Source organism: Streptomyces sp. NPDC052701 (assembly GCF_040678355.1).
Taxonomy (GTDB): domain Bacteria; phylum Actinomycetota; class Actinomycetes; order Streptomycetales; family Streptomycetaceae; genus Streptomyces.
In genome coordinates this window covers 1-26,477 of record NZ_JBFATO010000016.1, presented here as the reverse complement: position 1 = coordinate 26,477, position 26,477 = coordinate 1, and the positions used below count along the sequence as shown (strand labels likewise).

15 protein-coding genes are annotated in these 26,477 nt (G+C 74.1%); 3 read left to right on the top strand and 12 right to left on the bottom strand.

Translation table 11 applies throughout. The annotated features are described in order from the left end of the window. Window positions 1–41 precede the first annotated feature (41 nt). A complete protein-coding gene (locus AB0L29_RS19595; RefSeq protein WP_365828748.1) occupies window positions 42–1,079 on the top strand; it encodes an LAETG motif-containing sortase-dependent surface protein in 1,038 nt (345 codons plus the stop codon). Window positions 1,080–1,172: 93 nt separating this feature from the next. Here AB0L29_RS19595 and AB0L29_RS19590 read toward each other — a convergent pair whose 3' ends face one another. The 8 genes from AB0L29_RS19590 to AB0L29_RS19555 form a co-directional block, all read right to left on the bottom strand. After that, window positions 1,173–2,960, bottom strand: a complete 1,788-nt coding sequence (locus AB0L29_RS19590; protein ID WP_365828746.1) for a GMC family oxidoreductase — start codon at window positions 2,958–2,960, stop codon at window positions 1,173–1,175. A 78-nt stretch (window positions 2,961–3,038) separates the two neighbouring features. After that, on the bottom strand, window positions 3,039–4,652 hold the full coding sequence (locus AB0L29_RS19585; protein WP_365828744.1) for a succinic semialdehyde dehydrogenase: 1,614 nt from the start codon (window positions 4,650–4,652) through the stop codon (window positions 3,039–3,041). A 137-nt stretch (window positions 4,653–4,789) separates the two neighbouring features. Further along, window positions 4,790–6,511: a serine/threonine-protein kinase gene (locus AB0L29_RS19580; protein WP_365828742.1), complete on the bottom strand. Its 1,722-nt coding sequence runs from the start codon at window positions 6,509–6,511 to the stop codon at window positions 4,790–4,792. A gap of 99 nt (window positions 6,512–6,610) precedes the next feature. Then, complete coding sequence (locus AB0L29_RS19575; protein ID WP_365828740.1) at window positions 6,611–8,266, bottom strand: serine/threonine-protein kinase; 1,656 nt, start codon at window positions 8,264–8,266, stop codon at window positions 6,611–6,613. A 420-nt stretch (window positions 8,267–8,686) separates the two neighbouring features. Further along, on the bottom strand, window positions 8,687–10,135 hold the full coding sequence (locus AB0L29_RS19570; RefSeq protein ID WP_365828738.1) for a protein kinase: 1,449 nt from the start codon (window positions 10,133–10,135) through the stop codon (window positions 8,687–8,689). A gap of 104 nt (window positions 10,136–10,239) precedes the next feature. Beyond that, window positions 10,240–12,039, bottom strand: coding sequence for a protein kinase (locus AB0L29_RS19565; protein ID WP_365828736.1), 1,800 nt, complete (start codon window positions 12,037–12,039; stop codon window positions 10,240–10,242). Window positions 12,040–12,321: 282 nt separating this feature from the next. Then, window positions 12,322–15,099, bottom strand: a complete 2,778-nt coding sequence (locus AB0L29_RS19560; protein WP_365828734.1) for a protein kinase — start codon at window positions 15,097–15,099, stop codon at window positions 12,322–12,324. Between the two features lie 153 nt (window positions 15,100–15,252). Further along, window positions 15,253–17,244: a serine/threonine-protein kinase gene (locus AB0L29_RS19555; RefSeq protein WP_365828732.1), complete on the bottom strand. Its 1,992-nt coding sequence runs from the start codon at window positions 17,242–17,244 to the stop codon at window positions 15,253–15,255. Window positions 17,245–17,415: 171 nt separating this feature from the next. Here AB0L29_RS19555 and AB0L29_RS19550 point away from each other — a divergent pair, with 171 nt between their 5' ends. Beyond that, a complete protein-coding gene (locus AB0L29_RS19550; RefSeq protein ID WP_365828730.1) occupies window positions 17,416–18,462 on the top strand; it encodes a serine hydrolase domain-containing protein in 1,047 nt (348 codons plus the stop codon). 357 nt (window positions 18,463–18,819) lie between these two features. On the opposite strand, the gene AB0L29_RS19545 is transcribed toward AB0L29_RS19550, so the two are convergent. After that, complete coding sequence (locus AB0L29_RS19545; protein WP_365828728.1) at window positions 18,820–20,526, bottom strand: glycerol-3-phosphate dehydrogenase/oxidase; 1,707 nt, start codon at window positions 20,524–20,526, stop codon at window positions 18,820–18,822. A gap of 278 nt (window positions 20,527–20,804) precedes the next feature. On the opposite strand from AB0L29_RS19545, the gene AB0L29_RS19540 reads away from it, so the two are divergent. After that, window positions 20,805–22,013: a nucleotide sugar dehydrogenase gene (locus AB0L29_RS19540; RefSeq protein ID WP_365828726.1), complete on the top strand. Its 1,209-nt coding sequence runs from the start codon at window positions 20,805–20,807 to the stop codon at window positions 22,011–22,013. Between the two features lie 183 nt (window positions 22,014–22,196). On the opposite strand, the gene AB0L29_RS19535 is transcribed toward AB0L29_RS19540, so the two are convergent. The 3 genes from AB0L29_RS19535 to AB0L29_RS19525 form a co-directional block, all read right to left on the bottom strand. Further along, a complete protein-coding gene (locus AB0L29_RS19535; protein ID WP_365828724.1) occupies window positions 22,197–23,321 on the bottom strand; it encodes a GuaB3 family IMP dehydrogenase-related protein in 1,125 nt (374 codons plus the stop codon). 148 nt (window positions 23,322–23,469) lie between these two features. After that, a complete protein-coding gene (gene guaB, locus AB0L29_RS19530) occupies window positions 23,470–24,978 on the bottom strand; it encodes an IMP dehydrogenase (RefSeq protein ID WP_365828723.1) in 1,509 nt (502 codons plus the stop codon). 138 nt (window positions 24,979–25,116) lie between these two features. Continuing rightward, window positions 25,117–25,704 carry a sigma-70 family RNA polymerase sigma factor gene (locus tag AB0L29_RS19525; RefSeq protein WP_365828721.1) on the bottom strand — a complete coding sequence of 196 codons (588 nt, stop codon included), beginning with the start codon at window positions 25,702–25,704 and terminating at the stop codon, window positions 25,117–25,119. Window positions 25,705–26,477 lie beyond the last annotated feature (773 nt).

The following is a 26,477-nucleotide window of genomic DNA, read 5'->3' as shown; positions in this document are numbered from 1 at the left end:
TGCTGCGACCGCCGCAGTACTCCGGACTCTCCGAGGTCTTCATGAAGCTTCGCCGTGCCATGGCAGCCGCGGCCGCGACGGCGGTCATAGCCCCGCTGACACTCCTGTCCGCGCCCACCGCGTTCGCGACGGAGACGGCGGAGACGGCGTCGGCGACGGAGACGTCGTCCGCCACCCCGACCGACGCCGCCACCACGACGCCGACCGCCACCGCCACGGTCACGGCGGCCCCGACCGGCACGGCCACCACCGCACCCGCACCGACCGGCACCGGCACGCCGACCGGCACACCGACGAGTTCCTCGCCGACCGCGGACCCCGCACCGAGCGAGACGGACGAGCCCGGGCCGGCCGACCCGAGCGACGGTCCGACGCCCCCGGACGCGCCGTACTGCGAGGAGCTCGACGAGGACTTCGCCGACGCCAAGGTCACCGCGGACGTCAAGGGCCTGCCGGGCAGGATCGTCGCGGGTGACGGCTTCCACGCCTTCCAGATGGTCGTCACCAACGAGTCGGACATCGACATCGAGGGCGTCAGCTTCTACGCCGAGGTGGAGAACTACGAGCTCGACGAGTCCAAGTACCTGAGCCCGTACGTCACCCTGCAGTTCAAGAACCCCGCGACGGGTTCCTGGAGCGGCATCCGCGACGCGTACGGCTACACCGGCGACTACTTCCTCTCCGTCGACGAACTGAAGGCGAACGCCCGCAGGACCATCGACCTGCGTCTCAGCATCGACGCGAAGGCGCCCGCGGGCGACGCCTACTCCTTCGCCTCCGGCACCTACCTCGACAACGTCGACGGCCAGGACTGCCTCGCCGAGGGCTGGGCCGCCTACGACTTCCAGGTGCTGAGGGCCGGCTCCCCGAACCCCGCCCCCGGCACGGCCGGTCCCAGGGACGACAAGGGCGCCGTCAAGCACCCACAGGGCGGCGCGAAGGCGATCGACGGCAGCCTCGCCGAGACCGGCTCCAGCTCCGCCCTGCCGGTGATCGGCCTCGTCGGCGGTGCCGCCGTCGTCGCCGGTGCCGGTGCGGTGTTCGTCGTCCGGCGTCGCAGGGCCGGGACGGACGCGTAGCGCGCGGCGCGACGCCAAGCGAGGAGAGGGACCTGGGCTCGGAGGGGGGCACAGGTCCCTCTCTCATGGGCTCTCATGGGCTTTCGCGGCCGGCTACTTCCTCGGCGGCACCGCCGGCATCCCCAGGAACGGCAGCCGCAGCGCGCCGAACGCGTCCGCCGGGACCGCCGGGGACTTCGGCGCGACCGGCCGGAGGCGTTCGTACGCCGCGCCCTGCCGCGGACGCGGGTCGGTCTCGCCCTTGTTGGGCCAGTACGACATCGCCCGCTCGGCCTGGGCGGTGATCGTCAGGGACGGGTTCACGCCCAGGTTCGCCGAGACGGCGGCGCCGTCGACGACCGAGATGCCGGGGTGGCCGTACAGACGGTGGTAGGGGTCGATCACGCCCGTCTCGCGGGAGTCGCCGATGGGGCAGCCGCCGAGGAAGTGGGCGGTGAGCGGAGTGCCCATCAGCTCGCCGACGTTGGAGCCCGCGAAGCCGTTGATCTCGGCGGCCAGCGCCGACGCGCCCTCGGTCGCCGCCCTGATCTGCTTGGGGTTGGGGGCGCCGTGGCCCTGGCGGGCCGTGAGCAGGCCGCGGCCCACCCCCTTCGGCTTCAGGTACGTCGTCAGGGAATTGTCCAGCGACTGCATCACCAGGCCGATGATGGTCCGCTCCGACCAGCGGCGGTTGGACAGGGAGCGGAGCACCAGCACGGGATGCCTGGCCGCGTGCGCCAGGAAGCCGAGCACCCGGGCCGTGCCCGTACCGCTCCTCGCGTACGGCACCTGGAGGATCGACAGGCTGCCCATCGAGTTGGAGCCCCGGCCGTAGCGGACCGGCTCGATGTGGGTGTAAGCATCTGGGTGGATGGAGGAGGTGATCGCCACTCCCCGCGTGAAGTCCGCCTTCGGCGCGCCGGTGGCCTTGCGGTAGCGGCGGTCGTCCGTCTGCGCGCCCACCAGCGCCTCGGAGTTGGTGCGGGTCAGCTCGCCCAGGCGGTCGGAGAGCCGCGGCAGCCGGCCGGCCGCCTTCATCCGGTGCAACAGCGTCTGGGTGCCGTAGGTGCCGGCGGCCAGGACGACCTGGCGGGCCGTGTAGGTCCGGCCCCTCGCCCTGCGGCGGCCGTCCGTCGGCAGGGTGGCGACGGCGTACCCGCCCCGCGGGTCCTCCGTGACCGACACGACGGTCGTCAAGGGGTGGACGACCGCGCCCGCCTTCTCGGCGAGGTAGAGGTAGTTCTCGTTGAGGGTGTTCTTCGCGCCGTGCCGGCAGCCGGTCATGCACTCGCCGCACTCGGCGCAGGCCCGCCGGGCCGGGCCCGCCCCGCCGAAGTACGGGTCGGGCACCTCCTGGCCGGGCTTCGCCCTGACCGACCCGTCGGCGTCCTCGCCGTCGCCGAAGAACACGCCGACCGGCGCCGGGTGGAAGGTGTCCCCACAGCCCATCCGCTCCGCCGCCGCCTTCAGGTGCACGTCGGAGGGGGTCAGGGTCGGGTTCAGCCGTACGCCCAGCATGCGCCGCGCCTGGTCGTAGTACGGCTTCAGCTCCTCCTGCCAGTCGGTGATGTCCCGCCACTGCGGGTCCTCGAAGAAGGGCTTCGGCGGTACGTAGAGGGTGTTGGCGTAGTTGAGGGAGCCGCCGCCGACCCCCGCGCCCGCCAGGACCATGACGTTGCCCAGCAGGTGGATGCGCTGGATGCCGTACATGCCGAGCCTGGGGGCCCACAGGTAGTTCCTCAGGTCCCAGGAGTTCTTCGGGAGCGTCTCGCGGGTGAAGCGCCGGCCCGCCTCCAGCACGCCGACGCGGTAGCCCTTCTCGGTCAGGCGGAGGGCCGAGACGGATCCGCCGAAGCCGGAACCCACGACGATGACGTCGTAGTCGTAGTCGACCTGGGACACGTGTTCTCCTCGTTGAGTCTTCGCGTTCGCCGCGGCCCGTCCGTGGTCGCTCGCGCGGTCCTCCGCGCTCCCGGGGGGCTACCGGAACCGGAGCGCCTTCATCAGGCGCAGGCTGCGGCTCATCAGGGCCGCGTACGCCGCGTCGTCCATGCCCAGTGACGGGGCCATCGGCAGCAGCCGCTGGTGGGCGACGGTCTGGGCCTCGGTGTACTTGAGGATGCCCTCGGAGCCGTGCCGGCGGCCGAGGCCGGAGTCCTTCATGCCGCCCATCGGCGACTGGACGCTGCCGTAGGCGGATGCGTAGCCCTCGTTGATGTTCACGGTCCCCGTGCGCAGGCGGGCGGCGACCTCGCGGCCGCGGCGGGCGTTCCCCGTCCAGACGGACGAGTTCAGGCCGTACGGCGTGGCGTTGGCGCGCTCGATCGCCTCGTCGTCGCTGCGGAAGCGGTGGACCGAGACGACCGGGCCGAAGGTCTCCTCCGTGCAGACGGCCATGTCCGCCCCGACGCCGTCGAGGATCGTGGGCTCGAAGAAGTACGGGCCGACGTCCGGGCGCGCCACCCCGCCGGCGACGATCCTCGCACCCTTGGCGACCGCCTCCGCCACGTGCCGCGTGACGGTCTCCAGCTGGCGTTCGCCGACCAGGGAGCCCATGTCGGCGCCGTAGGCGAGGGACCTGCCCAGCCGCAGGGCCCTGGTGCGGGCGGCGAAGCGCTCCAGGAAGGCGTCCGCGACCGACTCGTGGACGAACAGCCGCTCGATCGATATGCACAGCTGGCCCGCGGAGGAGAAGCACGCGCGGACCGCGCCCGCGGCGGCCTTCTCGACGTCGGCGTCCTCCAGCACCAGCATGGCGTTCTTGCCGCCGAGTTCCAGGGAGACCCCGACCAGGCGGGCGGCGGCGCCCCGGGCGACCTCGCGGCCGGTGCGGGTGGAGCCGGTGAAGGAGACGTAGTCGGCGTGCCGGACGACCTCGGGGCCGACGACCGGCCCGTCGCCGATGACCACCTGGAAGACGTCGGCGGGCAGCCCGGCCTCGACGAGGAGGTCGCGCGCCCACAGCGCGGTCAGGCAGGTCTCGGTGTCCGGCTTCATCACGACCGCGTTGCCCGCGACGAAGGCGGGGAGCGCGTCGCCGACCGACAGTTCCAGGGGGTAGTTCCAGGGGGCGATCTGGCCGACGACACCGCGCGGGTGCCGCAGTTCGGTCACCTGGGTGAGGACCGGCACGGCACCGGTGTGCCGCCTGGGCCTGAGGTAGGAGACCGCCCTGCGGCCGTAGTGGCGGGCGGCGACCGCGACGGCCTGGACCTCCTCGTGGGCGTGCAGGCGGGCCTTGCCGGTCTCCAGCTGGATCAGGTCGAGCACCTCGGCCTGGCGCTCCAGCACCAGGTCGTGGAAGCGGAGCAGGACGGCGGCGCGCTGCCGCACCGGGATCCGGGCCCACACGGACTGGGCGGCGCGGGCCGCCTCGAAGGCCTTCGCCACGTCCTCGGGTGTCGACTCGGGGAGGTCGGCGAGCCTCTCACCGGTGAACGGCGTGTGGTTGGCCGTCCGGCCGGAGCCGACCACGCCCTTGGTGAGCTGGGCGACCAGCTCGGGGGTCACCACGTCGGCGGCGGTGCGAACGCCCGCCGGGGCGGGGGCGATGGGGTTCGTGCCGGTCTTCTCCGGGGCCTGCGCGTCCGTCATGACGCGCAGGGTATGCGCAGCCGCACGCTTTGGGTACCCGTCGGTAATACGGCTTCACCGACCGCACACACGACGCCAGTGGACGCTGGCAACGAATGCGCTGATCAGGGAGTCGTACGACGGGGCCCGGCGTGGCATCAGTCCTTCCCGATCTCCAGCCGGTCACGGGCGCCCTCGAACACGGCCCTTCCCTCCTCCTCGTCCGGGGTGCCCTTGGGCATGTCGACGCGCAGTTCGTACAGGCGGCCGTCGTCGGTGCGGACCACCAGCCGCATGACCCGGGTGGGGTTGCCGTCCGGGCCGTACGTCGCGTCGGCGAGGACGGCCTCGTACCCCTGGAGGCTGGTGCGGGTGTACCGCGTGCGCGCGTCCCGCGGGTGGCCGTCCCCGGTCCGGTGCGCCTCCCGGGCCTGGCTCATCGGGGAGCGGGGCGCCCTGTCCCACTGGGTGAGCCGGAGGTGGATGGTGTCCTTCGCGTACGTCACGAGACGGGGCTGGCGGGTCGCGCCGCCCCGCCGGGCGGACTGCGTGTACCCGTCCGGGACGGCGAGGACGGCGTCCATGTCCTTCTCGCGGTGGACGGTCCAGGTGCCGGTGCCGGTGCCTGGGGCCGCGACGGCGTCGGGCGCCGCCGTGGAGGGGGCGGTCCGTTCCGTGGCCGAGCCGCTGCCGGTCTCCACGAGGAAGGAGCTGGTGGTCAGCCAGGTGCCGCCGGCGAGGAGGAGGCCGAGCAGGGCGACGGGGGCGGGGTGGCGCAGGAGGCGGTGGCGGGGAGGCGGGGTGAGGGCTGGAGCGGGGGCGCGGCCGGGAGCGGGTCCGGGTTCGGATTCGGAGCCGGGGCCGGAGTCCCGCTCGGGTGCCGGTTCGGGCTCGGGTGCCGGTTCGGGCTCGGGTGCGGGTTCGGGCAGCCGTATCGTCCCTGTGTCCTTCGTGGACTCGCCCGGCCCGTCCGGGCCCCGGGTCTTGGGGGTGGCCTTCGCGGGGAGGTCCGGTGCGGGCCGGCCCTCGGCGACCGCCTCCAGGACCGCGGCGGCCTCCTCCGCCTCCGGCCGCCGCTCGGGGTCCTTCGCCAGCAGCCGTACGATCAGCGGTCCGAGCGGTCCGGCCCGCTGCGGATCGGGCGGGTCGGCGGCGAGGACCGCGGCGAGCGTGGCCCGGGGTGTCGCACGGCGGAACGGAGAGCGGCCCTCGACGGCGGTGTACAGGAGCGCGCCCAGCGACCACAGGTCGCCGGCGGGGCCGGCGATGCGGCCGGACATCCGCTCGGGGGCGACGAACTCCGGCGAGTCCGCGAACTCCGCGCCGTCGGGGGACTGCCCGTCCTGGGCATGGACGATGCCGAAGTCGGTGAGGACGACACGGCCGTGCGGGCCGAGCAGGACGTTGGCGGGTTTCACGTCGCGGTGCACGATGCCGACGGCGTGCGCGGCGCGCAGGGCGCCGAGGACGGCACGGCCGATACGGGCCGCCTCGCGCACCTCCACCGGACCGCGCCGGAGCACCTCCCGCAAGGACTCCCCGCGCACCAACTCCATGACGATCCACGGGAGTCCGTCCGGGACGTCCGGTCCGCCGGCCCCGTCCTCGCCGGCGACGACGTCGTGGATGACGAGGGCGCAGGGGTGATCGACCCGGGCGGCGGCCCGGGCCTCCCGGTGGAGCCGGTGGGCGGTCCGCCGGTGCCGCTCGTCCGCCGGGTCGCCCGGCAGCTTCGGCTCCCTGACGGCCACTTCACACCCCGTCAGTTCGTCGAGCGCCCGCCAGACCGTGCCCGTCCCGCCGGAGCCGATGCGCTCGACCAGCCGGTACCGCCCGCCGACCAGCCGGCCGTCGCGCTGATGTTCGCCGCCGTCCCTCATGTCTCATCAGTACCGTGCGGGACGGCTCCTTGTCGACGCGGGTCGGCGTGGACCGGCGCGGGTCGGCGTGGACCGGCGCGGACCCCGGCCGGTGCCGGTTCAGGGCTTGTCGACCTCCAGGTTGGCGATCGCCGTCTTCGCCACCTCACGTCCGCGTGCGGTGAAGTCGCCCTGGCCGGGATAGCTGACGGTGAGTTCGTACATGTCGCCGCCGGAGGTCTTGTAGTAGAAGAGCCGCAGCTCGCGCGGGCGGGGGTTCTGGCTGTCGGTGGTGGTGTAGACGACCGTGTTCTCGGCGGCCTTCCCGCCCTTGTACGTGGTCTCCCGCGGTTCGGACTCGGGATTCTCGGGCATGCCGAGCTGGTAGCTGCCGCTCTGCTTGAAGCCGTTGTCGTCGTCGTACATCTCCGCGGCGGCGGACGCGGCGATGGCGTTGCCGGTGTCCTCGGACTTCCTTTCGAGCGTCAGGCCGATCCAGATGCTGCCGCTCCAGTCGGTGTACGTGACCCAGTGCCCCTTGTCCGTCTTCCGGTCGGGCACCGTGCGCTGGTAGCCGTCCGGCACCGCCAGCGTCGCGGCCACGTCCTTCTCGTGGTGGGTCTTCCAGCCCTCCGGCAGCGGCCCGGCGAACGGGTCGGCGATCACCAGGTACGCCGCCACCGCCGCCGCGACGACCGCCGCGCCGAGGCCGAGCCACGCCTTGCGGCCGAGCCGGGCGCCCCGGCCGCCCCGGCCGTCCCGGTCACCGGGAACGGCCACGGTCACCGCCTGCGCCGGCTGCGGGGCGGGCGGGTTGGCGGCCGCCTCCAGCAGGGCGCGCACCCGGGCGGCGTCGGGGCGGTGGGCCGGGTCCTTGTGCAGCAGGCCGTTGATGACCTCGGCGAGCGGGCCGTGCGCGGAGGCGGGCGGTGCGGGCGTGGCGTTCAGGACGGACTGCAGCGTGGCGGGGGTGTTGCTGCGGCGGAACGGGGAGACGCCCTCCGTCGCCGCGTACAGCACCACCCCGAGGGACCACAGGTCGCTGGCCGGGCCCGGGCGCTGGCCCAGCACCCGCTCCGGCGCGATGTACTCGGGCGAGCCGACGAAGCCGCCGGTGTCGGTCAGGTTCGTCTCGCCCTCGATCTGGGCGATCCCGAAGTCCGTGAGCACGACCCGGTCGTGACGGCCGAGCAGCACGTTGTCCGGTTTCACGTCCCGGTGCAGGATGCCCGCCGCGTGCGCGGCCTCCAGCGCGCCGAGCACCTCCAGGCCGATCCGGGCCGCCTCGCGCGCGCTGAGCGTGCCCTCCTGGAGCACGGCGCCGAGCGAGCGTCCCTGCACCAGCTCCATCACGATCCACGGCCGGCCGTCCACGACCGCGACGTCGTGGACGTTGACGACCGCCGGGTGGTCGAGCCGGGCCGCGGCGCGCGCCTCGCGGCGCATCCGCTCGAAGGCGTTGGCGCGTTCCCGCTCGGGAAGGTGGTCCGGGACGCGGGGCTCCTTCACGGCGACCTCGCGGTCCACCGTCTCGTCCTTGGCGCGCCAGACCGTGCCCATGCCGCCGTGCCCGAGCTTGGCGGTCAGCCGGTAGCGACCGGCGATGAGCCGCCCGGCGCCCGGGTCGTGGGCGGGCTCGGACCGGGGCGGGACCGCCGGGGCCGGCGTGGCGTACGGATTGCCGGGGTGCGGCACGGCCGCGGGCGGGTTCGGCGGTTGCAGAGCGAAACTCGTCGGCTCGTCGGCCCCGTAGCGGGCTCCCCCGTTGTTGCGCATGGGTTCATCCATATCGCGCCAGGCACCGGTGCATCCACTGCGCGGGCGTTCCGGTCACGAACCCGTGACGCGGCCCGCGGCTTATCTCCCGTTCGTCCACGCATGTGCGGGCGGAGGCGCGGGGCCACGGTGACGTCCGCGCACTGCTGCGCACTCCTGCGGACTCCTGCGTGCTCCCTGCTCCCGCGGGGGCGCAGGCGTGTTCCGGACCTCCGCCGTGCCGCTGAGCCGGGCCGGACGGCCCCAGGGCCTGTCGTCACATTCCCGTCGTCCGCCCGGAGGGCGGGTCCCGCGGCGTCAGGTGCGTGCTCCCGGCGTGCCGGGCGCCGGCCCTCGTACGGGATGTACTCGGGTCCGCGCCCGGTGCGGCGAGAGGGCGTGCAGGGCGTCGCGGGGCAGGCGGGAGTTCGACGACAGGCCCTAACCCGTGGGCGCGGCGGAGCGGGTGCCGGCGGCCGGGGAGGAGGTCCGGGTCACGGTGACGGTGGGGGCGGGGGCAGGGTGGCTCGGGGTGGACGTGGGCACGGAGGCGGTCGGCGGTGTCTCCGGTGCCGAACTCGTCGGCGTACCGCCCCCGTCGCCGTCGCCCCGGTCCACGAGCAGCGCCGCGGCCGACACGCCCACCCCCGCCATCGCGGCGACCAACAGCCCGGCCACGAGGACACCACGCGTGGGCTGCCGGGCGGACCGCTCGGCGACCCGCGCCGGCCCGGGCGGCTGCCCGGCGGACGGGTCCGGCCGCAGCGGCGACCGCCAGACGGACAGGGCCGACCGCGGCGGCTGCCGGACAGGCGGGTCCGGCCACATCCGCGGCTGCGGGCCGAGGGCGTCCCGGCGCCGCGGAGCCGGCCTGCCCGCGGCATCGGACCACTCCGCGGCATCGGACCATCCCGCGGTGTGGGGCCGGGCTGCGGCATCCGGTCCCCTCGGCGACCGCCGGCCGCCGGCACCCCACTGGGGCGACAGCCGCCGGCGGGGCGGAGCCCACTCCGCCGGCAGGTGGCCGGGCGGCGGCGCCTGCGGGGTGCGGCCCGTGGCGCGGAAGGCCAGCAGCATCCGCTCCGCCGTGTCCGCGTCCAGCCGCCGGTCCGGATCGCGCTCCAGCAGACCCCGTACGACGGGCAGCAGCGGCCCGGCCTGCGCGGGGGGCCGGATCTCGTCGAACACGACGGCGTGCAGCACCCCGCCCAACGAGTCCCGGTGGAAGGGCGACGCACCGCTGAGGGCCGCGCACAGCAGCGCGCCCAGCGACCACAGGTCGGATGCGGGCCCGGTCCGGGCGCCGGACATCCGCTCGGGCGCGGTGTACTCGGGCGAGCCGACGAAGGAGCCGTTCTCGGTGAGCGTGGTGGCACCCGCTACCTGGGCGATGCCGAAGTCGGTGAGGACGACCCGGTCGGTGCCGGCCTCCAGCAGCACGTTCGCGGGTGTGAGGTCGCGGTGCAGGACGCCTGCCGCGTGCGCGGTGCGCAGCGCGCCGAGCAGGGCGATGCCGATGCGGGCGGCCTCGGCGGCGTCGACCGGGCCGTACGCGGCGATGCGGTCGGCGAGCGAGCCGCCGTCGACCAGCTCCATGACGATGTAGGGGCGCCGGTCGCCCTCGTCGTCCACGACGACGTCGTGGACGACGATGATGTGCGGGTGGTGCAGCTGGGCGATCGCGCGGGCCTCGCGCAGCGTACGGTCCCGCTGCCGCCGGGCCTCGTCCGCGGAGAGCGTCTCGTCGACGGGGAGTTCCTTGACCGCCACCTGGCGGCCGAGCAGCCGGTCGGTCGCCCGCCACACCACACCCATGCCACCGCGTCCGAGTCTCGCCTCCAGCCGGTAACGGCCCGCGATGACGCGGACGTTGTCCCCCTCGGTCGCCATGCGGTCATCATGCCCCACCGGACGGACCGGCTCCGGGCGGCCGGCGGGCAGGTGGCCGAAACCGACGGCCCGCCGTCAGCGGGTTCCGCGCCGGGTGCCGGCCGTCAGGAAGCCCTCTCCTGCCAGCCCTGCAGCACCGACATGAACTGCTCGCGCGTCGTCTCCCAGTCCTTCGCCGGCGACGACATGTAGATCGCGTACTCGGTGCCGTCACGGGCGATGTACGTCTCGTCGACGGCGCGGCGCGGACCGGGGAAGGGCGTGTCCTTGGCCTGCGCGGTCCACGTGTACTCCCACCGGGCGCTGTCGCGGTCGCGGTAGACGGTCCGCCCCAGCGTCACGCGCCGGTAGTCGACGAGCCGGTGGAGTTGCTGTTCCAGGTCGAGCTGGTGGGCGTACGGGTCGGCGAAGTCGGGTGCGGTGTCCACGGCGATGCGCAGCAGGTGGCGGCCGCCGTCGGGCGTGTAGTCGATCTGCTTGAGGTCGCCCTGGTCGTCGTAGACCCGCCGTTCCCAGCCCTCGGGCAGGTGGAGCCGGAAGCCCACGGGGTCGTCGTGGCGGACCCAGCCGGCCGGCGCGGTTCCCTCCGGGCGCCGCGTACTCGTCGGCGTCGGGCCCGGGACCGGGGCGGAGACGTGATCGTCCTGCTGCCGGCCCTCGTCCCACTTCAGCAGCGCCACGGCGGTGCCCCCGCCGACGAGCGCGGCAAGGACGACGACCAGGGCGAGCGTGCGCAGCCGCCGCCTCGGCGGCGCACCGACTGCGGGAGCCCGGCCGGCCGCGGTGGCGCTCGTTGCCGTGGGACCCCTTCCCGCGGGGCCGGTCCCGGTCGGGCCGACCGTCGTGGGAGCGGTCGCTGCGGGACCGTACGCTGCGGGACCGGGCGCCGTGGGACCGGTGATCGTCGAGCCGGCCGCCGAACCGGCCGTCGAGGTGCCGCTCGCCGGCGTGCCGGCCGGCGGCCCGTACGGCGTCCGGGCCGTGGCGGCCGTACCCGGCTCCGGCCGGCCGGAGCCGGCGGGACCGGCGGGACCTGCCGGGTGAGTGCCTCCGTGCTGCGTCGGCACGTACGTCTGCGCCGCGCCAGGCCGTCGCCCCTCCGCCGCCTCGGCCAGCATCCGCTCGGCCTCGGCCACGCCCGGCCGGGTGGCCGGATCCTTGCGCAGCAGCGCGGTGATGACCGGTGCGAGCGGACCGGCACGGCCCGGCTCGTCGGCCTCCTCCTCCACCACCGCCTGCATGGTGGTCAGCGGTGTGGTGCGACGGAACGGCGACCTGCCCTCCACCGCCGTGTACAGCGTCGCGCCGAGCGCCCACAGGTCGGAGGCGGGTCCGGGATCCTGGCCGCGGACCCGCTCGGGGGCCAGGTAGTCGACCGAGCCGACGACCTCTCCCGTGCGGGTGATGGTCGTGTCGCCCTCGATCTGCGCGATGCCGAAGTCGGTGAGCAGCACCCGCCCGTCGCGGCCGAGCAGGACGTTGCCGGGCTTGACGTCGCGGTGCAGGACACCGGCGGTGTGCGCGGCGCGCAGCGCGCGCAGCACCCACAGGCCGATGCGCGCCGCCTCCCGCGGCTCCACGCGCCCCTGCTCCTTGACGACATCGGCCAGCGAGCGGCCCTCGACCAGCTCCATCACGATCCACGGCCGGCCGTCGTGGTCGAGCACGTCGTGCACGGTGACGACGGCGGAGTGGTTGATCCGGGCGGCCGCGCGCGCCTCAGCCCGGGTGCGCGCCAGCAGGACGGCCTGCTCGTTGTCGGAGACGTAGAGCGCGGCGGTCAACTCCTTGATGGCGACGGACCGGTGCAGCACCTCGTCGTGCGCGCGCCACACACGGCCCATGCCACCGCTGCCGATGGCGTCGCCGAGCCGGTAGCGGCCCGCGACGAGCAGGCCCTGCATCTGATTCACGTTGCCCCGCAATGGTTTTGACAGGGTCAGCGTAAGGACCGGCCTCCGTCCAGGGAACAAGCGGGGTGCCTTGGAGACCGCACTGTGACGGTTGTCGCTGTTGGGGCCCGGAGGGAACCAAGAGGCGCAACAGGCGAACGGCGGCGTACGAGCGGGGCGTCCGGCAGCGGGGCCTGGCATCCGGCAGCGGGGGCCGGGGTCCGGGGTCCGGCAGCAGGGCCGCCGGGTCGCCCCGGGGCCGGTCACCGGCCGGTGGCGGTCACCGGCCGCGGATCACCCCGTCGCCCGGTAGGTCGCCGCCGCCTGCTCGTACAGCCGCGTCACCTCGTCGCGTTCGGCCTCCGGGCCGCGCACCTGCACCACGTGGTACGCGCCGTCGACCAGCATCGCAAGGTTGCGCACGTACAGCTCGCCCCCGTCGTCACCGGTCCAGGTGAACTGCCCCTCGGCCATGGTCCGCCCGCCCACCCGGATCGTCTTCAACCCGGCGGAGGTGGCCCAGCTGGAGTCGCGGTACGGCTGCAACTCGCGCTCCCTCTCCCGCTGGTACGCCATCGGGTCGCTGCCGTACTCCTGCGCGCTGTCCCGGCCCGGCACGACGATCAGCTCGAAGTCCCCGCGGGAGTAGACGACCTGGCCCCGCCCGTTCTCCGGGGCGCGGTCCCAGCCCTCGGCGACGGCGACCTGGAATCCCGCCGGGTCCTTGCGCAGGGTGAAGCCGTCGGCGACCTCGGGGCCGGTCGTCTGCGTCTCGGTGGAACCGGCCGACTCGTCGGGTGCCTCGCCGCCGTCCGGCTTCGGCGAGGTCTGGTCGGTCCGGGGCTCGCTGCTGGCGTCCGGCTCGGGCGCCCGGCTCACCTCGCCGGTGGCACCGGTCCGGTCCGCCGTGTCCGACCCGCCGGTCTCACCGGCCTTCGGCATGAAGAGCATGGCGTACGCGATCGCCGCGGCCATGGCGAGCAGGACCAGCAGGAGCAGGGTGCGGCCGAGGTGGCGCGGTGACCGGGTCTCCTGCCGAGCCCGTTTGTGCCGTCCGTGCGGGGCGGGCAGCCCGGCGCGCCGCCTGCGCACCAGCTCGCCCCGGCGGCGTATCACCGGCAGCCGGCTCGCGTCGACGGGCGGCGCCGCGACGACGTGCATCCCGGCCTCGGGCTCGGGCGCCGACCGCACCAGCGAACGCAGCCAGCCGCCCAGTTCCTCGAAATCGATCCGCTCGGTGGGGTCCTGACGCAGCAGCGACTCCACGACCGGCCTGAGAGGCCCGCACTCCTCGGCGAAGGCGGGCGGCTCCGCGCACACCATCTGCACCAGCTCGGCGGTCGACTCCTCCGGGTAGGGCGCGTGCCCCTGCACGGCGCGGAAGAGCAGCGCGCCGAGCGCCCACAGGTCGGTCGCCGGCCCGATGGGCGCGGCCAACTGCCAGTTCTCGTGCACGGGTCCGGCCTGCTCCGGCGCCCACCGCTCGGTCACGGGCCCCACCACGGCCATCCGCGCCTGCCGCGCCCGCTCGGCGGCCAGGGCGGTGGCCGGGCCCCGCCGGACGGGGGTGTGGGCCACGAGGTCGTCCCAGCGGGCGGGAGGTGCGCCCGCAGCGGGGGAGGTGCCCGCGGCGGCGGGCCTCGGGTCCGGGCCTGAGGAGCCACCGGTGCCGGACGTGCCGGTGAAAGGCGGGGTACCGGGGTCCGCGCCGGACGCCTCCCCGGCCGGACCGGTCACGCCGGGCGGTGTCGCCGCGGCGTGGCCACCGGACGGCAGCGCCGTACGGCCCTGCCCGCCGGGGCCGCTGCCGCCGGTCCCGGTGCGGGGCGCGGCACCGTGCCGGGCTGCGCCGCCCACACCGTAGGGGTCGGCGATCTGCCCCGGCGGGGTGGCGCCGTGCGGCGGCACGGGGTGGTCGGGGGCGGGCCCGGCGCCGGGCAGGGCCGCCCGGCCGTTCTGCTGTGCCTCCTGCACCCGGGCGGCGGCCCGTGCCCCCGCGCGGTAGGCGGCGATCGCCCCGGCCCGCGCCGCCCGGACGTCCCCGCCGGTGTCCGTGGCCCCGCCGCCCGGGGCCGGCGAGACCCCGTCGGCCGTGTCCGGCCCGGCTCCCGGCAGCCCTCCGGCCGCCCGCGCCTCGATGGCGGCCCGCCGTGCCGCCTCGGGATCGGGGACCCCTGCCGGACCCGCGGGCCCGGCGACGCCACCGGCCGTGCCGGGCCCCGCGAACGCCTCACCGCCGCGCGAGCCACCGGCTCCGCCGAAACCAGCTCCGCCGAAACCGGCTCCGCCGCCGAAGCCGGTACCGCCGAAACGGCCCGGTCCGCCGGAGCCACCGGCACGGCCGGGGCCTCCGGAGCCCTCGAAGGGCCCCGCGCCGATCGCCCCGGGCGCTTCACGGGGTCCTTCGGCACGGCCGTCCGGCGCCGCCTGCTCCTGCTCCTCCTGCGCCGGCACCGGGTCGTAGCCGCACAGCGCCTCCTCCGCCGCCCCGACCGCCAATCCGGTCAGCATCACGCGGCCGTCGTCGCAGACGAGCACCGTGCGCGCGGTGATGTTGCGGTGCACCCAGCCGTGGGCGTGCAGCACCCGCAGTGCCATCAGGACGTCGGAGGCGACCTCGGCCGCCCGGTAGGGCGTCAGCGGCTTCTCGGCGAGCAGCGCCGCCAGCGGCCGTGCGGCCACCAGCTCACTGACGATCCACAGGGAACCGCCGTCGGCGAACACGTCGAAGACCTGGTCGAGTCGCGGGTGGTCGGGGATGCGGGCCGCGGCCTGCGCGGCCTCGACGGCGCGCCGTACGACGGGATCGGCGGGCCGCCGGGTGGCCGCACGGGCTCCCGCACGGCCACCGGCGCGCCGCGCACCGCCGTCACGTGCCGTGAAACCCTCGGGCAGCCCTTCCGCGTCGAGCACCTCGGCCTCGACGACTTCCGGCAACGGCACCTGCCTGACCAGGACTTCCTGCCCGCTGTAGGTGTCGAAGGCCCGGGTCTCGGTGAGTTCGTACTCGTCGGACGGCGGCAGCGGAAGGCGGTAGCGGTCGGCGAGTACCCGGCCCGCATAGTCGTCCACGATGCCTCCCCCGGCAGCCCGGTCGGTCAATTCCGTTCGCCCTGCGTCCCGTTCCGGCTGCGTACGGTCCGCGAGCTTTCACGATACGTGCCGGAGGCAACTCACAGAGCGGGGACGCCAGATCTCACTCCCCAAACCCGGGAACGCCCATGCTCAGGACTTCGGTTCGAACGTCCTCGTCAGCGTCCGCCATGTGTCCTTGCGCAGCTCACTGCCCCAGTCAGCCGCTTTCGCCGTGTACATCAGCGCGTGGCCGAGACGGTCGTTGACGACGAACCCGCGGTCGATCGTCCGGTACCGGGTCCCGTTCTGTACGTAGGTGAACTCCCAGTCGGCCGTCTTCCAGCCCCGGTAGTCCACCTCCTCTATGCGGATCCTCTGGTACTGCGGGCGCCGCATGGCGCGTTCCTGGTTCTTCCAGTCCGCCACCGGATCGCCCTTCGGCGTGGACGTCCAGGCGACGAGCAGCTTCTGCCCGTCGGGCCCGGTGAACCGGTCGCCCGCGGCGTCCGAGGACTGGTACTTCCAGCCCTCGGGCAGCCCGATGGTGTACCCCTGCCCGCTCCGGTACGTCGACTTCGCCGCCGCGCCGTCCTTCGCGGACCCCTCCGAGCCGGCGTCGGGGCCCGCGGTGCCGCCCGCCCCGGTGTCCGGCGTGTTCTCCGCGGTGGCCGACGACTCCGCGGACTTCGACGCCGAACCGTCCGGACGGGTGCCCCCGTTCTGGTCCTCCTTGGTGTCGGGACCGGTCGTCGCGCTGGCCACGGCCTTGCCGTCCCCGCTCCTGGCGCCCTTCGAGCCCTCGCCGTCGCTGTCGAGCACGAGGGCGAGCACGGTACCGATCACCGCGAGCACCACGACCACCGCGATGACGACCAGCGTCCGCCGCGGCACCACGTCGGTCAGCGGCGCCCTGGGCACCGGCCTCGGCGGCAGATCCGGCGGCGACATCACGGGCCACCCCGAGCTGCGCCCCGCGGAGCCCGTGGCGGCCCCCTGCGCGCCTCGCTCGCCGGCCCCGCCCGCGGCCGGCGCCGATGACGAGGCGGACGACGCGGAAGCGGCCGCACCGCTCCCGGCCTCGGCCCGGGCCGAGGCCGCGGATCCGGCCGGCCCGGCCCCGACGGCGGCCTTCCGCACGGAGCGCAGCGCCCCGCGCAGCCGGTCGGACGCCTCCTCGGCCCGCTTGCCCCCGGCGTCCGCCGGACGGGCCTTGCCCGCCCGCTCGCCCGGCTGCGCCGGCAGCGGCACGACCTTCGTCGCGTCCAGCGGCTCCGGTTCGGGCGCGTGGATGACCGCGTTGAGCATCGCCCGCGCGCCCGCGTCGTCGAGCCGCTCGGCGGGATCCTTGGTCAGCAGCCCGTAGATGACGTCCTTCAGCGGGCCCGCGTTCTTCGGCTCCTCCAGCGGCTCGGTCATCACCGCCGTGAGCGTGGCGATCGCGGATCCCTTGTCGTACGGCGGCACGCCTTCCACCGCCGCGTACAGCAGTCCGCCCAGCGACCACAGGTCGGCCGCCGGCCCCGGCTTGTGCCCGCGCGCCCGCTCCGGGGAGATGTAGGAGGGCGCGCCGACGAGCATGCCGGTCGAGGTGATGGACGGGTCGCCCTCGACCTGGGCGATGCCGAAGTCGGTGAGCACGACCCGGCCGTCCTCGGCGATGAGCACGTTCGACGGCTTCACGTCGCGGTGCAGGATGCCCTCGCGGTGCGCCGACCGCAGCACGTCGAGGACGGCGAGGCCGACCTCCGCCGCACGCCTGGGCTCCAGCAGGCCGTCCTCCCGGATGACCTCGGCGAGCGACTTGCCCTCGACGAGCTCCATCACGATCCAGGGCCGGTCGTCCTCCTGGACCACGTCGAAGACCGTCACGGCGCTGTTGTTGCGGATCCGCGCGATCGCCTTGGCCTCGCGCAGCGTCCGCGTGATCAGCCGCCGCTTCTCCTCCTCGTCGATGTTCGACGGGAACCGCAACTCCTTGACGGCGACCGTCCGGCCCAGGGTCTCGTCCTCGGCACGCCACACCGTGCCCATGCCGCCCCGGCCGAGTACGTCCCCCAGCCGGTACCGACCCGCGAGGAGACGCTCGCGGTTGTCCTGACGAGTGTCCTGACGAGATGTGCCCGCCCGCTCCGCCTCCGACATGCGTCCCCTCATACAACCCGCCCTGACAGAGCCTCCATTGTCCCTCACCCGACAAGTGCCCGACGCCCAGGGTGCCCCTGGCGGCTTGCACGGCCCCGCGCGGCCGGGGACCGGGTGAGGCGCGCGTTCCACCGGCCTGCATGATGGGCCGCGACAAGGGGAGGAGCCCGGATGCCGCCACTTCGGACACTACTGGCCCTGCCGCTGGCCCTGGCCCTGGCCCTCCTCGGTCTGGTCCCGGCCGCCTCCTCCGCGCCGTCGCCGCCCGCGGACACGGTCCTCGGGCTGCTGGTCACCCGGGGCGGCGCACCCGCCGCGGCCCTGCTGGCCCGGGAGGGGGACACCATCCGCTATGCCCACGCCGGAACGGGAATCGCCCGGTCCGACCACTTCCGCGCCGGCAGCGTCACGAAGACGTTCATCGCGACGCTCGTGCTGCAACTGGCCGCCGAGCACAGGCTGTCGCTGTCCGACACCGTGGCGGAGCATCTGCCGGGCCTGGTGCGGGGAGCGGGCAACGACGGCCGCGCGCTGACCCTGCGTTCCCTGCTCACCCACACCAGCGGCCTGTACGACTTCACCGCGGACACCGGGGGCACCGTCCCCGTGACACCTCTTCAGGCCGTACGCATCGCACTCACCCACCCCCCGGCCGACCGCGGCCGCTTCTCCTACTCGAACACCAATTACGTGCTGCTCGGTCTGATCGTCGAACGGGTCACCGGCCGCTCGTACGCCGCCGAGGCCGAGCGGCGCATCATCGCCCCTCTGCGCCTGACGGGTACCTCATTTCCCGGGTCCCGCACCTCCCTGCCCTTCCCGCACGGCCGCGCCCACGCAGCCGACGGGTCCGACGTCACCGATCTCGACCCGCGGGTGGCCGGCGCCGCGGGCGAGATGGTGACCACCCTCGCCGACCTGGACCGCTTTCACATGGCCTTGTTCGGCGGTGAGTTGCTGCCCCCGCGCCGGCTGCGCGAGATGCTCGACACCCGTGCCGCACACGGCGCGTACGGCATGGGCCTGTTCCCCCGGAAGCTGCCGTGCGGGATCACGGTGTGGGGACACAACGGACGGATATCCGGCAGCTACGTGCGCACCGCGGCCACGGTCGACGGCCGGCGTGCCCTCACCTTCCGGGTGAACACGGACGCGATCGCAGATCCCGGTCTCGAACCCGCTCTGCTCGCCGCCGAGTTCTGCCCTCGCACCTCGTAGAACGCCCGGGCCCCGAACAGAGATCCCGGTTCGCGACACTCGTTCGAGTGACGTTCGGATGCCCTTCGGTCTGTCCCCGGGCGGCGCCGCGGTCCCCCACCCGCTCGTCGTCCGCACCAGGCCAGGCGCACCACCAGGCCCCGCCCGGACCCACTGCCCGCCGCCCGCCGCCCGCCGCCCGCCGTTCACTTCGCCCTTCGCCGCAACACACCGTGCTCCGCGCACCGCTGCCCGGGGCGGCCGAGCCCTCTCACACGAACACCCGGCACGCGCCACCCGACATCCGACATCCGGCGCTCAGCACCCGGCACTCAGCACCCGGCACCCGGCACCCGGCACCCGGCACCCGGCACCCGACTACAACGGCACGATGTCCGGCGCCCCCAGCCGCGCCGCGTCCGCGGTCAGGTCGTCCGGCTGCCGCTGCGACTCCCGCTCGGCCTCGACCCGCTTCTCGTAGTGCTGGACCTCGCGCTCGATCTGGTCCTCGTCCCAGCCGAGCACCGGCGCCATCAGCTCGGCGGCCTCGCGCGCGCTGCGCGTGCCCCGGTCGAAGGTCTCGATCGAGATGCGGGTGCGCCGGGTCAGCACGTCGTCCAGGTGCCGGGCCCCCTCGTGCGAGGCGGCGTACACGATCTCGGCGCGCAGGTAGTCGTCGGCGGCCTGCAGGGGCTCTCCCAGCGAGGAGTCCGCGGCGACGAGGTCCAGGACTTCCTCCGCCAGCGTCCCGTACCGGTTCAGCAGGTGCTCCACCCGTACGACGTGCAGGCCGGTCCGCGCGGCGATCCGCGCTCGCGCGTTCCACAGCGCCCGGTACCCCTCGGCGCCCAGCAGCGGAACGTCCTCGGTGACGCAGTCGGCGACGCGCATGTCGAGCGCGTGCACCGCCTCGTCCACCGCGTCCTTGGCCATGACCCGGTACGTCGTGTACTTGCCGCCCGCCACGACGACGAGCCCGGGCACGGGATGCGCCACGGTGTGCTCGCGCGACAGCTTGCTGGTGGCGTCCGACTCGCCGGCCAGCAGGGGCCGCAGCCCCGCGTACACGCCCTCGACGTCGTCCCTGGTCAGCGGCACCGCGAGCACCGAGTTCACATGGTCGAGCAGGTAGTCGATGTCCGCGCTGGAGGCGGCCGGGTGCGCCTTGTCGAGGTCCCAGTCGGTGTCCGTGGTGCCGATGATCCAGTGCCTGCCCCAGGGGATGACGAACAGCACGGACTTCTCGGTGCGCAGGATCAGCCCGGTCGTGGAGTGGATGCGGTCCTTGGGCACGACCAGGTGGATGCCCTTGGAGGCGCGGACGTGGAACCGCCCCCGCTCCCCCACCATCGCCTGGGTGTCGTCCGTCCACACACCGGTGGCGTTGACGACCTGCCGGGCGTGGACCTCGTACTCCCCGCCGCCCTCCACGTCCTGCACCCGGGCGCCGACCACCCGCTCCCCCTCGCGCAGGAAGCCGGTCACCCGCGCGCGGTTGGCGGCCTTCGCGCCGTACGCCACCGCCGTGCGCACCAGCGTCGCCACGAACCGGGCGTCGTCCATCTGCGCGTCGTAGTACTGCAGCGCTCCGACCAGCGCGTCCTTCTTCAGGCAGGGAGCCACCCGCAGGGCGTGACGCCGGGTCAGGTGGCGGTGGACGGGCAGACCGCGGCCGTGCCCGCGGGCCATCGACATGGCGTCGTACAGCGCCACGCCCGAGCCGGCGTACAGGCGCTCCCAGCCCTTGTGCTGCAGCGGGTACAGGAACGGCACCGGCTTCACCAGGTGGGGCGCCAGCCGCTCCAGCAGCAGGCCGCGCTCCTTCAGCGCCTCCCGTACGAGCGCGAAGTCCAGCATCTCCAGATAGCGCAGGCCGCCGTGGATCAGCTTGCTCGATCGGCTGGAGGTGCCCGAGGCCCAGTCACGCGCCTCGACCAGCCCTGTGGACAGGCCCCGGGTGACGGCGTCGAGGGCGGTGCCCGCGCCGACCACCCCTGCTCCCACGACCAGCACGTCCAGCTCGTGCTCGGCCATCGCCGCGAGTGACTCGGCGCGCTGCGCCGGTCCCAGTATTCCTGTCCTCATCGCTGCCTCCCGCTCATCGCTCGCGTCGGCCGCACCCGCCGGGCGAAGCCCGATCCGTATCCCCCATGCCCAAATTCTGACCGGGTTGCCCGACTTCAGCCACCACGCGCCCTCGCCCTGTGGACGACGCGCACGGAAACGCTCGCCAAAAGGCTCACGACTCAGGCAGCCAATCACGCATAACGGTCATATTTACTCCTAGTCTGACATTGCGCTCGCTCGTCCTGTCCACAGGGCTTGCGTGCCTGTCCCACTTCGGCTACAGGGAAGGACGGCCCATGCCCGCAGATCTCGCCGTCATCGGACTCGGCCCCTACGGCCTGCCCCTGGCCCAGGCCGCCGTCGCCGCCGGCGTTCCCACGCTCGGCTACCGGACCGGGCCGGAGACCGGCTCGCTCAGCCCCGCCGAACTGCGCCGGATGCTCTCGGAGGGCTTCCGGCAGGCCACCGACCCGGCGGGGCTGGGCCGGGTGCGCACGGCCGTGATCTGCGCGCCGACCCCGCGGGGCGCCGACGGCGGGCCCGACCTCGGCCAGGTGGAGACGGCCGCCCGCACCCTGGCCGCCCACCTGCGCCCGCACACCACGGTGATCCTGGAGTCGCCCGTGCCCCCGGGGACGACGGAGGAGTTCCTCCGCCCGCTCCTCGAACAGGGCTCGGGGCTGCGCGCCGGCCGCGACTTCCACCTCGCCTACTCCCCCAGCCGCATCGACCCCGGCAACCGCGGCTTCACCCCCGCCGGCACCCCGAAGGTCATCGGCGGCCTGACCCCCGCCTGCACCGAGTCGGCCGCCGCCTTCTACGGACGGCTCACCGACAAGGTGGTACGCGCGCGGGGGCCGCGCGAGGCCGAGACCGTGCAGCTGCTGGAGACCAACTACCGGCACGTCAACATCGCCCTCGTCAACGAGATGGCCGTGCTCTGCCACGACCTGGGCGTCGACCTGTGGGACGTCATCCGCTGCGCGGAGACCAAACCGTTCGGTTTCCAGGCCTTCCGCCCCGGCCCGGGCGTCGGCGGCCACGCCGTCCCCCAGAACCTGACCACCCGGGCCGGCCGCACCCTGCGCATGGTGGAGCTGGCCCAGGAGGTCAACAGCCGCATGCCCCGGTACGTCGTCCAGCGCGCCGCCGCGCTCCTCAACGAGCACGGCAAGTCGGCGCGCGGCGCGCGCGTGCTGCTCCTGGGCGTCACCTACAAGCCCGACCTCGCCGACCAGCAGGGCACACCCGCGCAGGAGATCGCGCTGCGCCTGACGGAGCTGGGCGCGTCGGTCTGCTACCACGACCCGCACGTGCCCGCCTGGAGCGTGCTCGGCCGTCCCGTCCCGCGCGCGGACTCCCTCTACGAGGCGGTGGCCGACGCGGACCTGACCGTCCTGCTCCAGCAGCACCGCACGTACGACCTCCAGGGCCTGTCGGTGAAGGCGCAGCTCCTGCTGGACACCCGGGGGGCGACGCCGACGGGAGCGGCACACCGGCTCTGACCTCGAAGTTCCCGGCGGGATGACCTGGCCGTTCCGCGCGATCGGCGTGTTCTCCGCGTTCTCCGGCGCCGGGAAGGTGTCCTGGCCGGCGCGCCGCGCCCACGCGCGAAGGGCCCGTCCACCCCGTGGTGGACGGGCCCTTCGGCGTCGTGCGGACGGCCGGACCGGCCTGCCGGGTCCGGGCTACCGGCGGTGCTGCGAGTCCGCGACCGTGACCTCGACCCGCTGGAACTCCTTCAGCTCGCTGTAGCCGGTGGTGGCCATGGCGCGGCGCAGGGCGCCGAAGAAGTTCATCGAGCCGTCCGGGGTGTGGGACGGGCCGGTGAGGATCTCCTCGATGGTGCCGACCGTGCCGAGGTCGACCTTCTGGCCGCGCGGCAGCTCCTCGTTGACGGCCTCCATGCCCCAGTGGTTGCCCTTGCCCGGGCCGTCGGTCGCACGGGCGAGCGGGGAGCCCATCATGACCGCGTCGGCGCCGCAGGCGATCGCCTTGGGCAGGTCGCCGGACCAGCCGACGCCGCCGTCCGCGATCACGTGCACGTACCGCCCGCCGGACTCGTCCATGTAGTCGCGGCGGGCGGCGGCCACGTCGGCGACCGCCGTCGCCATGGGCACCTGGATACCGAGCACGTTGCGCGTGGTGTGGGCCGCGCCGCCGCCGAAGCCGACCAGGACGCCCGCCGCGCCGGTGCGCATCAGGTGCAGGGCGGCGGTGTACGTGGCGCAGCCGCCGACGATCACCGGGACGTCGAGCTCGTAGATGAACTGCTTCAGGTTCAGCGGCTCGTGCGAGTGGGAGACGTGCTCGGCCGAGACCGTCGTGCCGCGGATGACGAAGATGTCCACGCCCGCGTCGACGACGGCCTTGGAGAACTGGGCCGTGCGCTGCGGGGAGAGCGCGGCGGCGGTCACCACACCCGAGTCGCGCACCTCCTTGATGCGCGCGCCGATCAGCTCCTCCTTGATGGGAGCGGCGTAGATCTCCTGCAGGCGCCGGGTGGCCGTCTCGGCCGGCAGTCCGACGATCTCGTCGAGCAGCGGCTGCGGGTCCTCGTACCGCGTCCACAGGCCCTCGAGGTTCAGCACGCCCAGACCGCCGAGCTCGCCGATGCGGATCGCGGTGGCCGGGGAGACCACCGAGTCCATGGGGGCGGCCAGGAACGGCAGCTCGAAGCGGTAGGCGTCGATCTGCCAGGCGATCGAGACCTCCTTCGGGTCCCGCGTACGGCGGCTGGGGACGACGGCGATGTCGTCGAAGGCGTACGCCCGGCGGCCGCGCTTGCCGCGCCCGATCTCGATCTCAGTCACGATGTGTGGCCTTTCCCTGATGCGTTTCAGCGCCTTCCAGTATCCCCGACGGCTGCGACGGCGGGCCTCCGCGGTGACGGCGAGGGCGGCCCCGGAGAACTCCGGGACCGCCCTCGAACGCCGGGCACGCGCGCCACGCGCGCGTGCGTCACCTCTTGGCGCTGTAGTTCGGCGCCTCGACGGTCATCTGGATGTCGTGCGGGTGGCTCTCCTTCAGGCCCGCGGACGTGATCCGGACGAACCGGCCCCTGTCCTGCAGCTCGGGGACGGTCCTGCCGCCGACGTAGAACATCGACTGGCGCAGGCCGCCGACGAGCTGGTGGACGACCGAGGAGAGCGGGCCGCGGTAGGGCACCTGGCCCTCGATGCCCTCGGGCACCAGCTGCTCGTCGGAGGCGACGCCCTCCTGGAAGTAGCGGTCCTTGGAGAACGACCTGCGGTCGCCGCGGGACTGCATGGCGCCCAGGGAGCCCATGCCGCGGTACGACTTGAACTGCTTGCCGTTGATGAACAGCAGCTCGCCCGGCGACTCCTCGCAGCCCGCGAGCAGCGAGCCCAGCATCACCGTGTCGGCGCCCGCCACCAGGGCCTTGGCGATGTCGCCGGAGTACTGCAGACCGCCGTCGCCGATCACCGGGACACCGGCCGCGCGGGCGGCCTGCGCGGCCTCGTAGATGGCGGTGACCTGCGGGACGCCGACGCCGGCGACCACCCGGGTGGTGCAGATGGAGCCGGGGCCGACACCGACCTTGATGCCGTCGGCGCCCGCGTCGACCAGCGCCTGCGCGCCGTCGCGCGTGGCGACGTTGCCGCCGATGACGTCGACGCCGGTGGAGTTCGACTTGATCTTGGCGACCATGTCGCCGACCAGGCGGGAGTGGCCGTGCGCGGTGTCGACGACGATGAAGTCGACACCGGCCTCGATCAGGGCCTGGGCGCGCTCGAAGGCGTCACCGGCGACACCGACCGCGGCACCGACCAGCAGCCGGCCCTCGGCGTCCTTGGCGGCATGGGGGTACTTCTCGGCCTTGACGAAGTCCTTGACCGTGATCAGGCCCTTGAGGACGCCCGCGTCGTCGACCAGCGGCAGCTTCTCGATCTTGTGGCGGCGCAGCAGCTCCACGGCCTCGTGGCCGGAGATGCCGACCTTGCCCGTGACCAGCGGCATCGGCGTCATGACCTCGCGCACCTGCCGGGTGCGGTCGGTCTCGAAGGCCATGTCGCGGTTGGTGACGATGCCGAGCAGCTTGCCGGCGCCGTCGGTGACGGGGACGCCGCTGATGCGGAACTTGGCGCACAGTGCGTCGGCCTCGGCGAGCGTGGCGTCCGGGTGGATGGTGATGGGGTTGGCCACCATGCCGGACTCGGAGCGCTTGACCAGGTCGACCTGGTTGGCCTGGTCCTCGATGGACAGGTTGCGGTGCAGGACGCCGACGCCGCCCTGGCGGGCCATCGCGATCGCCATCCGCGACTCGGTGACCTTGTCCATGGCAGCGGACAGCAGCGGGATGTTGACCCGCACGTTCTTGGAGACGTACGAGGCGGTGTCGATCTCGTCGGGTGCCATGTCCGACGGGCCCGGCAGCAGCAGCACGTCGTCGTAGGTCAGCCCGAGTGTCGCGAATTTCTCGGGCACTCCGTCGACGTTGGCAGTCATGACACCTTCCCCAAATGGCCTTGATCGGTGCGGATGTCCATGCTAACGGGAAGCGCGGCTGTCTCATTCCACGGTTCCGGACCGCCCCGGGCTTCATATGTTCGTACGAAAGCGGCGCACCGCCTGTTCAGCGAGGGGCTATTGCTCGGCCAACGCCCGCAGCCGGCTCAGCGCCCTGTGCTGCGCCACCCGGACCGCTCCGGGTGACATTCCCAACATCTGGCCGGTCTCCTCGGCCGTGAGGCCCACCGCGATGCGCAGCAGCAGCAGCTCACGCTGGTTCTCGGGGAGGTTGGCCAGGAGCTTCTTGGCCCATTCGGCGTCGCTGCTCAGCAGGGCGCGTTCCTCCGGGCCGAGGGAGTCGTCGGGGCGCTCGGGCATCTCGTCGGAGGGGACGGCCGTCGAGCCGGGGTGGCGCATCGCCGCGCGCTGCAGGTCGGCGACCTTGTGGGCGGCGATGGCGAAGACGAAGGCCTCGAAGGGGCGCCCGGTGTCCCTGTAGCGGGGCAGCGCGAGCAGCACCGCCACGCAGACCTCCTGGGCGAGGTCCTCGACGAAGTGCCGGGCGTCGCCCGGCAGCCGGGACAGACGGGTGCGGCAGTAGCGCAGCGCCAGGGGGTGCACATGAGCGAGCAGGTCGTGCGTGGCCTGCGCGTCCCCCTCGACGGCGCGGTGGACGAGCTCACCGATCGCCCCCTGGGCAGTGGCCGCCTCGTCGTCACGCATCGGTCCATGGTGCCTTCTGGCCCTCCGGTCCGCGGCACCGCGTCCGTCGTTGTGCACCGAAGCGTTATGAGCAGGTGCGCCGGAACTCATCCCCTGCGCCCTCCTCTTCCGCTCGACCGACTCGTCCCCGAGAGACTCCACATCTCAAGGATGCGGCATCCGCGGCGAAACGAGCAGCGGGTGTCCGGCGGACCCCGTCCGCGTCCCCGCCGGCCGCCGCCGGGCCAGGGTCCCCGCCGGCGCCCGGGTCCCGTCACGCCGTACGCGGTCGCCTGCGGGACCCCTCTCCCGGATCGTCCCGGGAGCGTGGCGTCCGGCGGGCGCCCTCCCGGGCTCTCGGTCCGGCTCGGGCGGGGAAGGAGCCCTCACCGGCGCGGTCGTCGTCGGCCGCCGGCCCTCCCGCGCGCGTGCGCGGCCCGTGCGGGGGCATCACGGTGCCCCCGCTCGCCGGCGTCCGCCGGATGTCCGCGCGTGGAAGCCGGCCCGCCCGAAGGCGGGGCCTAGGGGCCTGTCGTCAAACTCCCGTCGTCCGCCCGGAGGGCGGGCCCCGCGGCGTCGGGTGCGTGCTCTCTGCGTGCCGGGCGCGGACCCTCGTACTGGATGTACTCAGGTCCGCGCCCGGTGCGGCGAGAGGGCGTGCAGGGCGTCGCGGGGCAGGCGGGAGTTCGACGACAGGCCCTAGGTGTGCTGTCCCGGGACGTTGGTGACACGCGTGCTGGGTGCTTGAAGAGGTGAGGGCCTTCTGGGTTCGGTGTGGATTGCGAGATCTACGA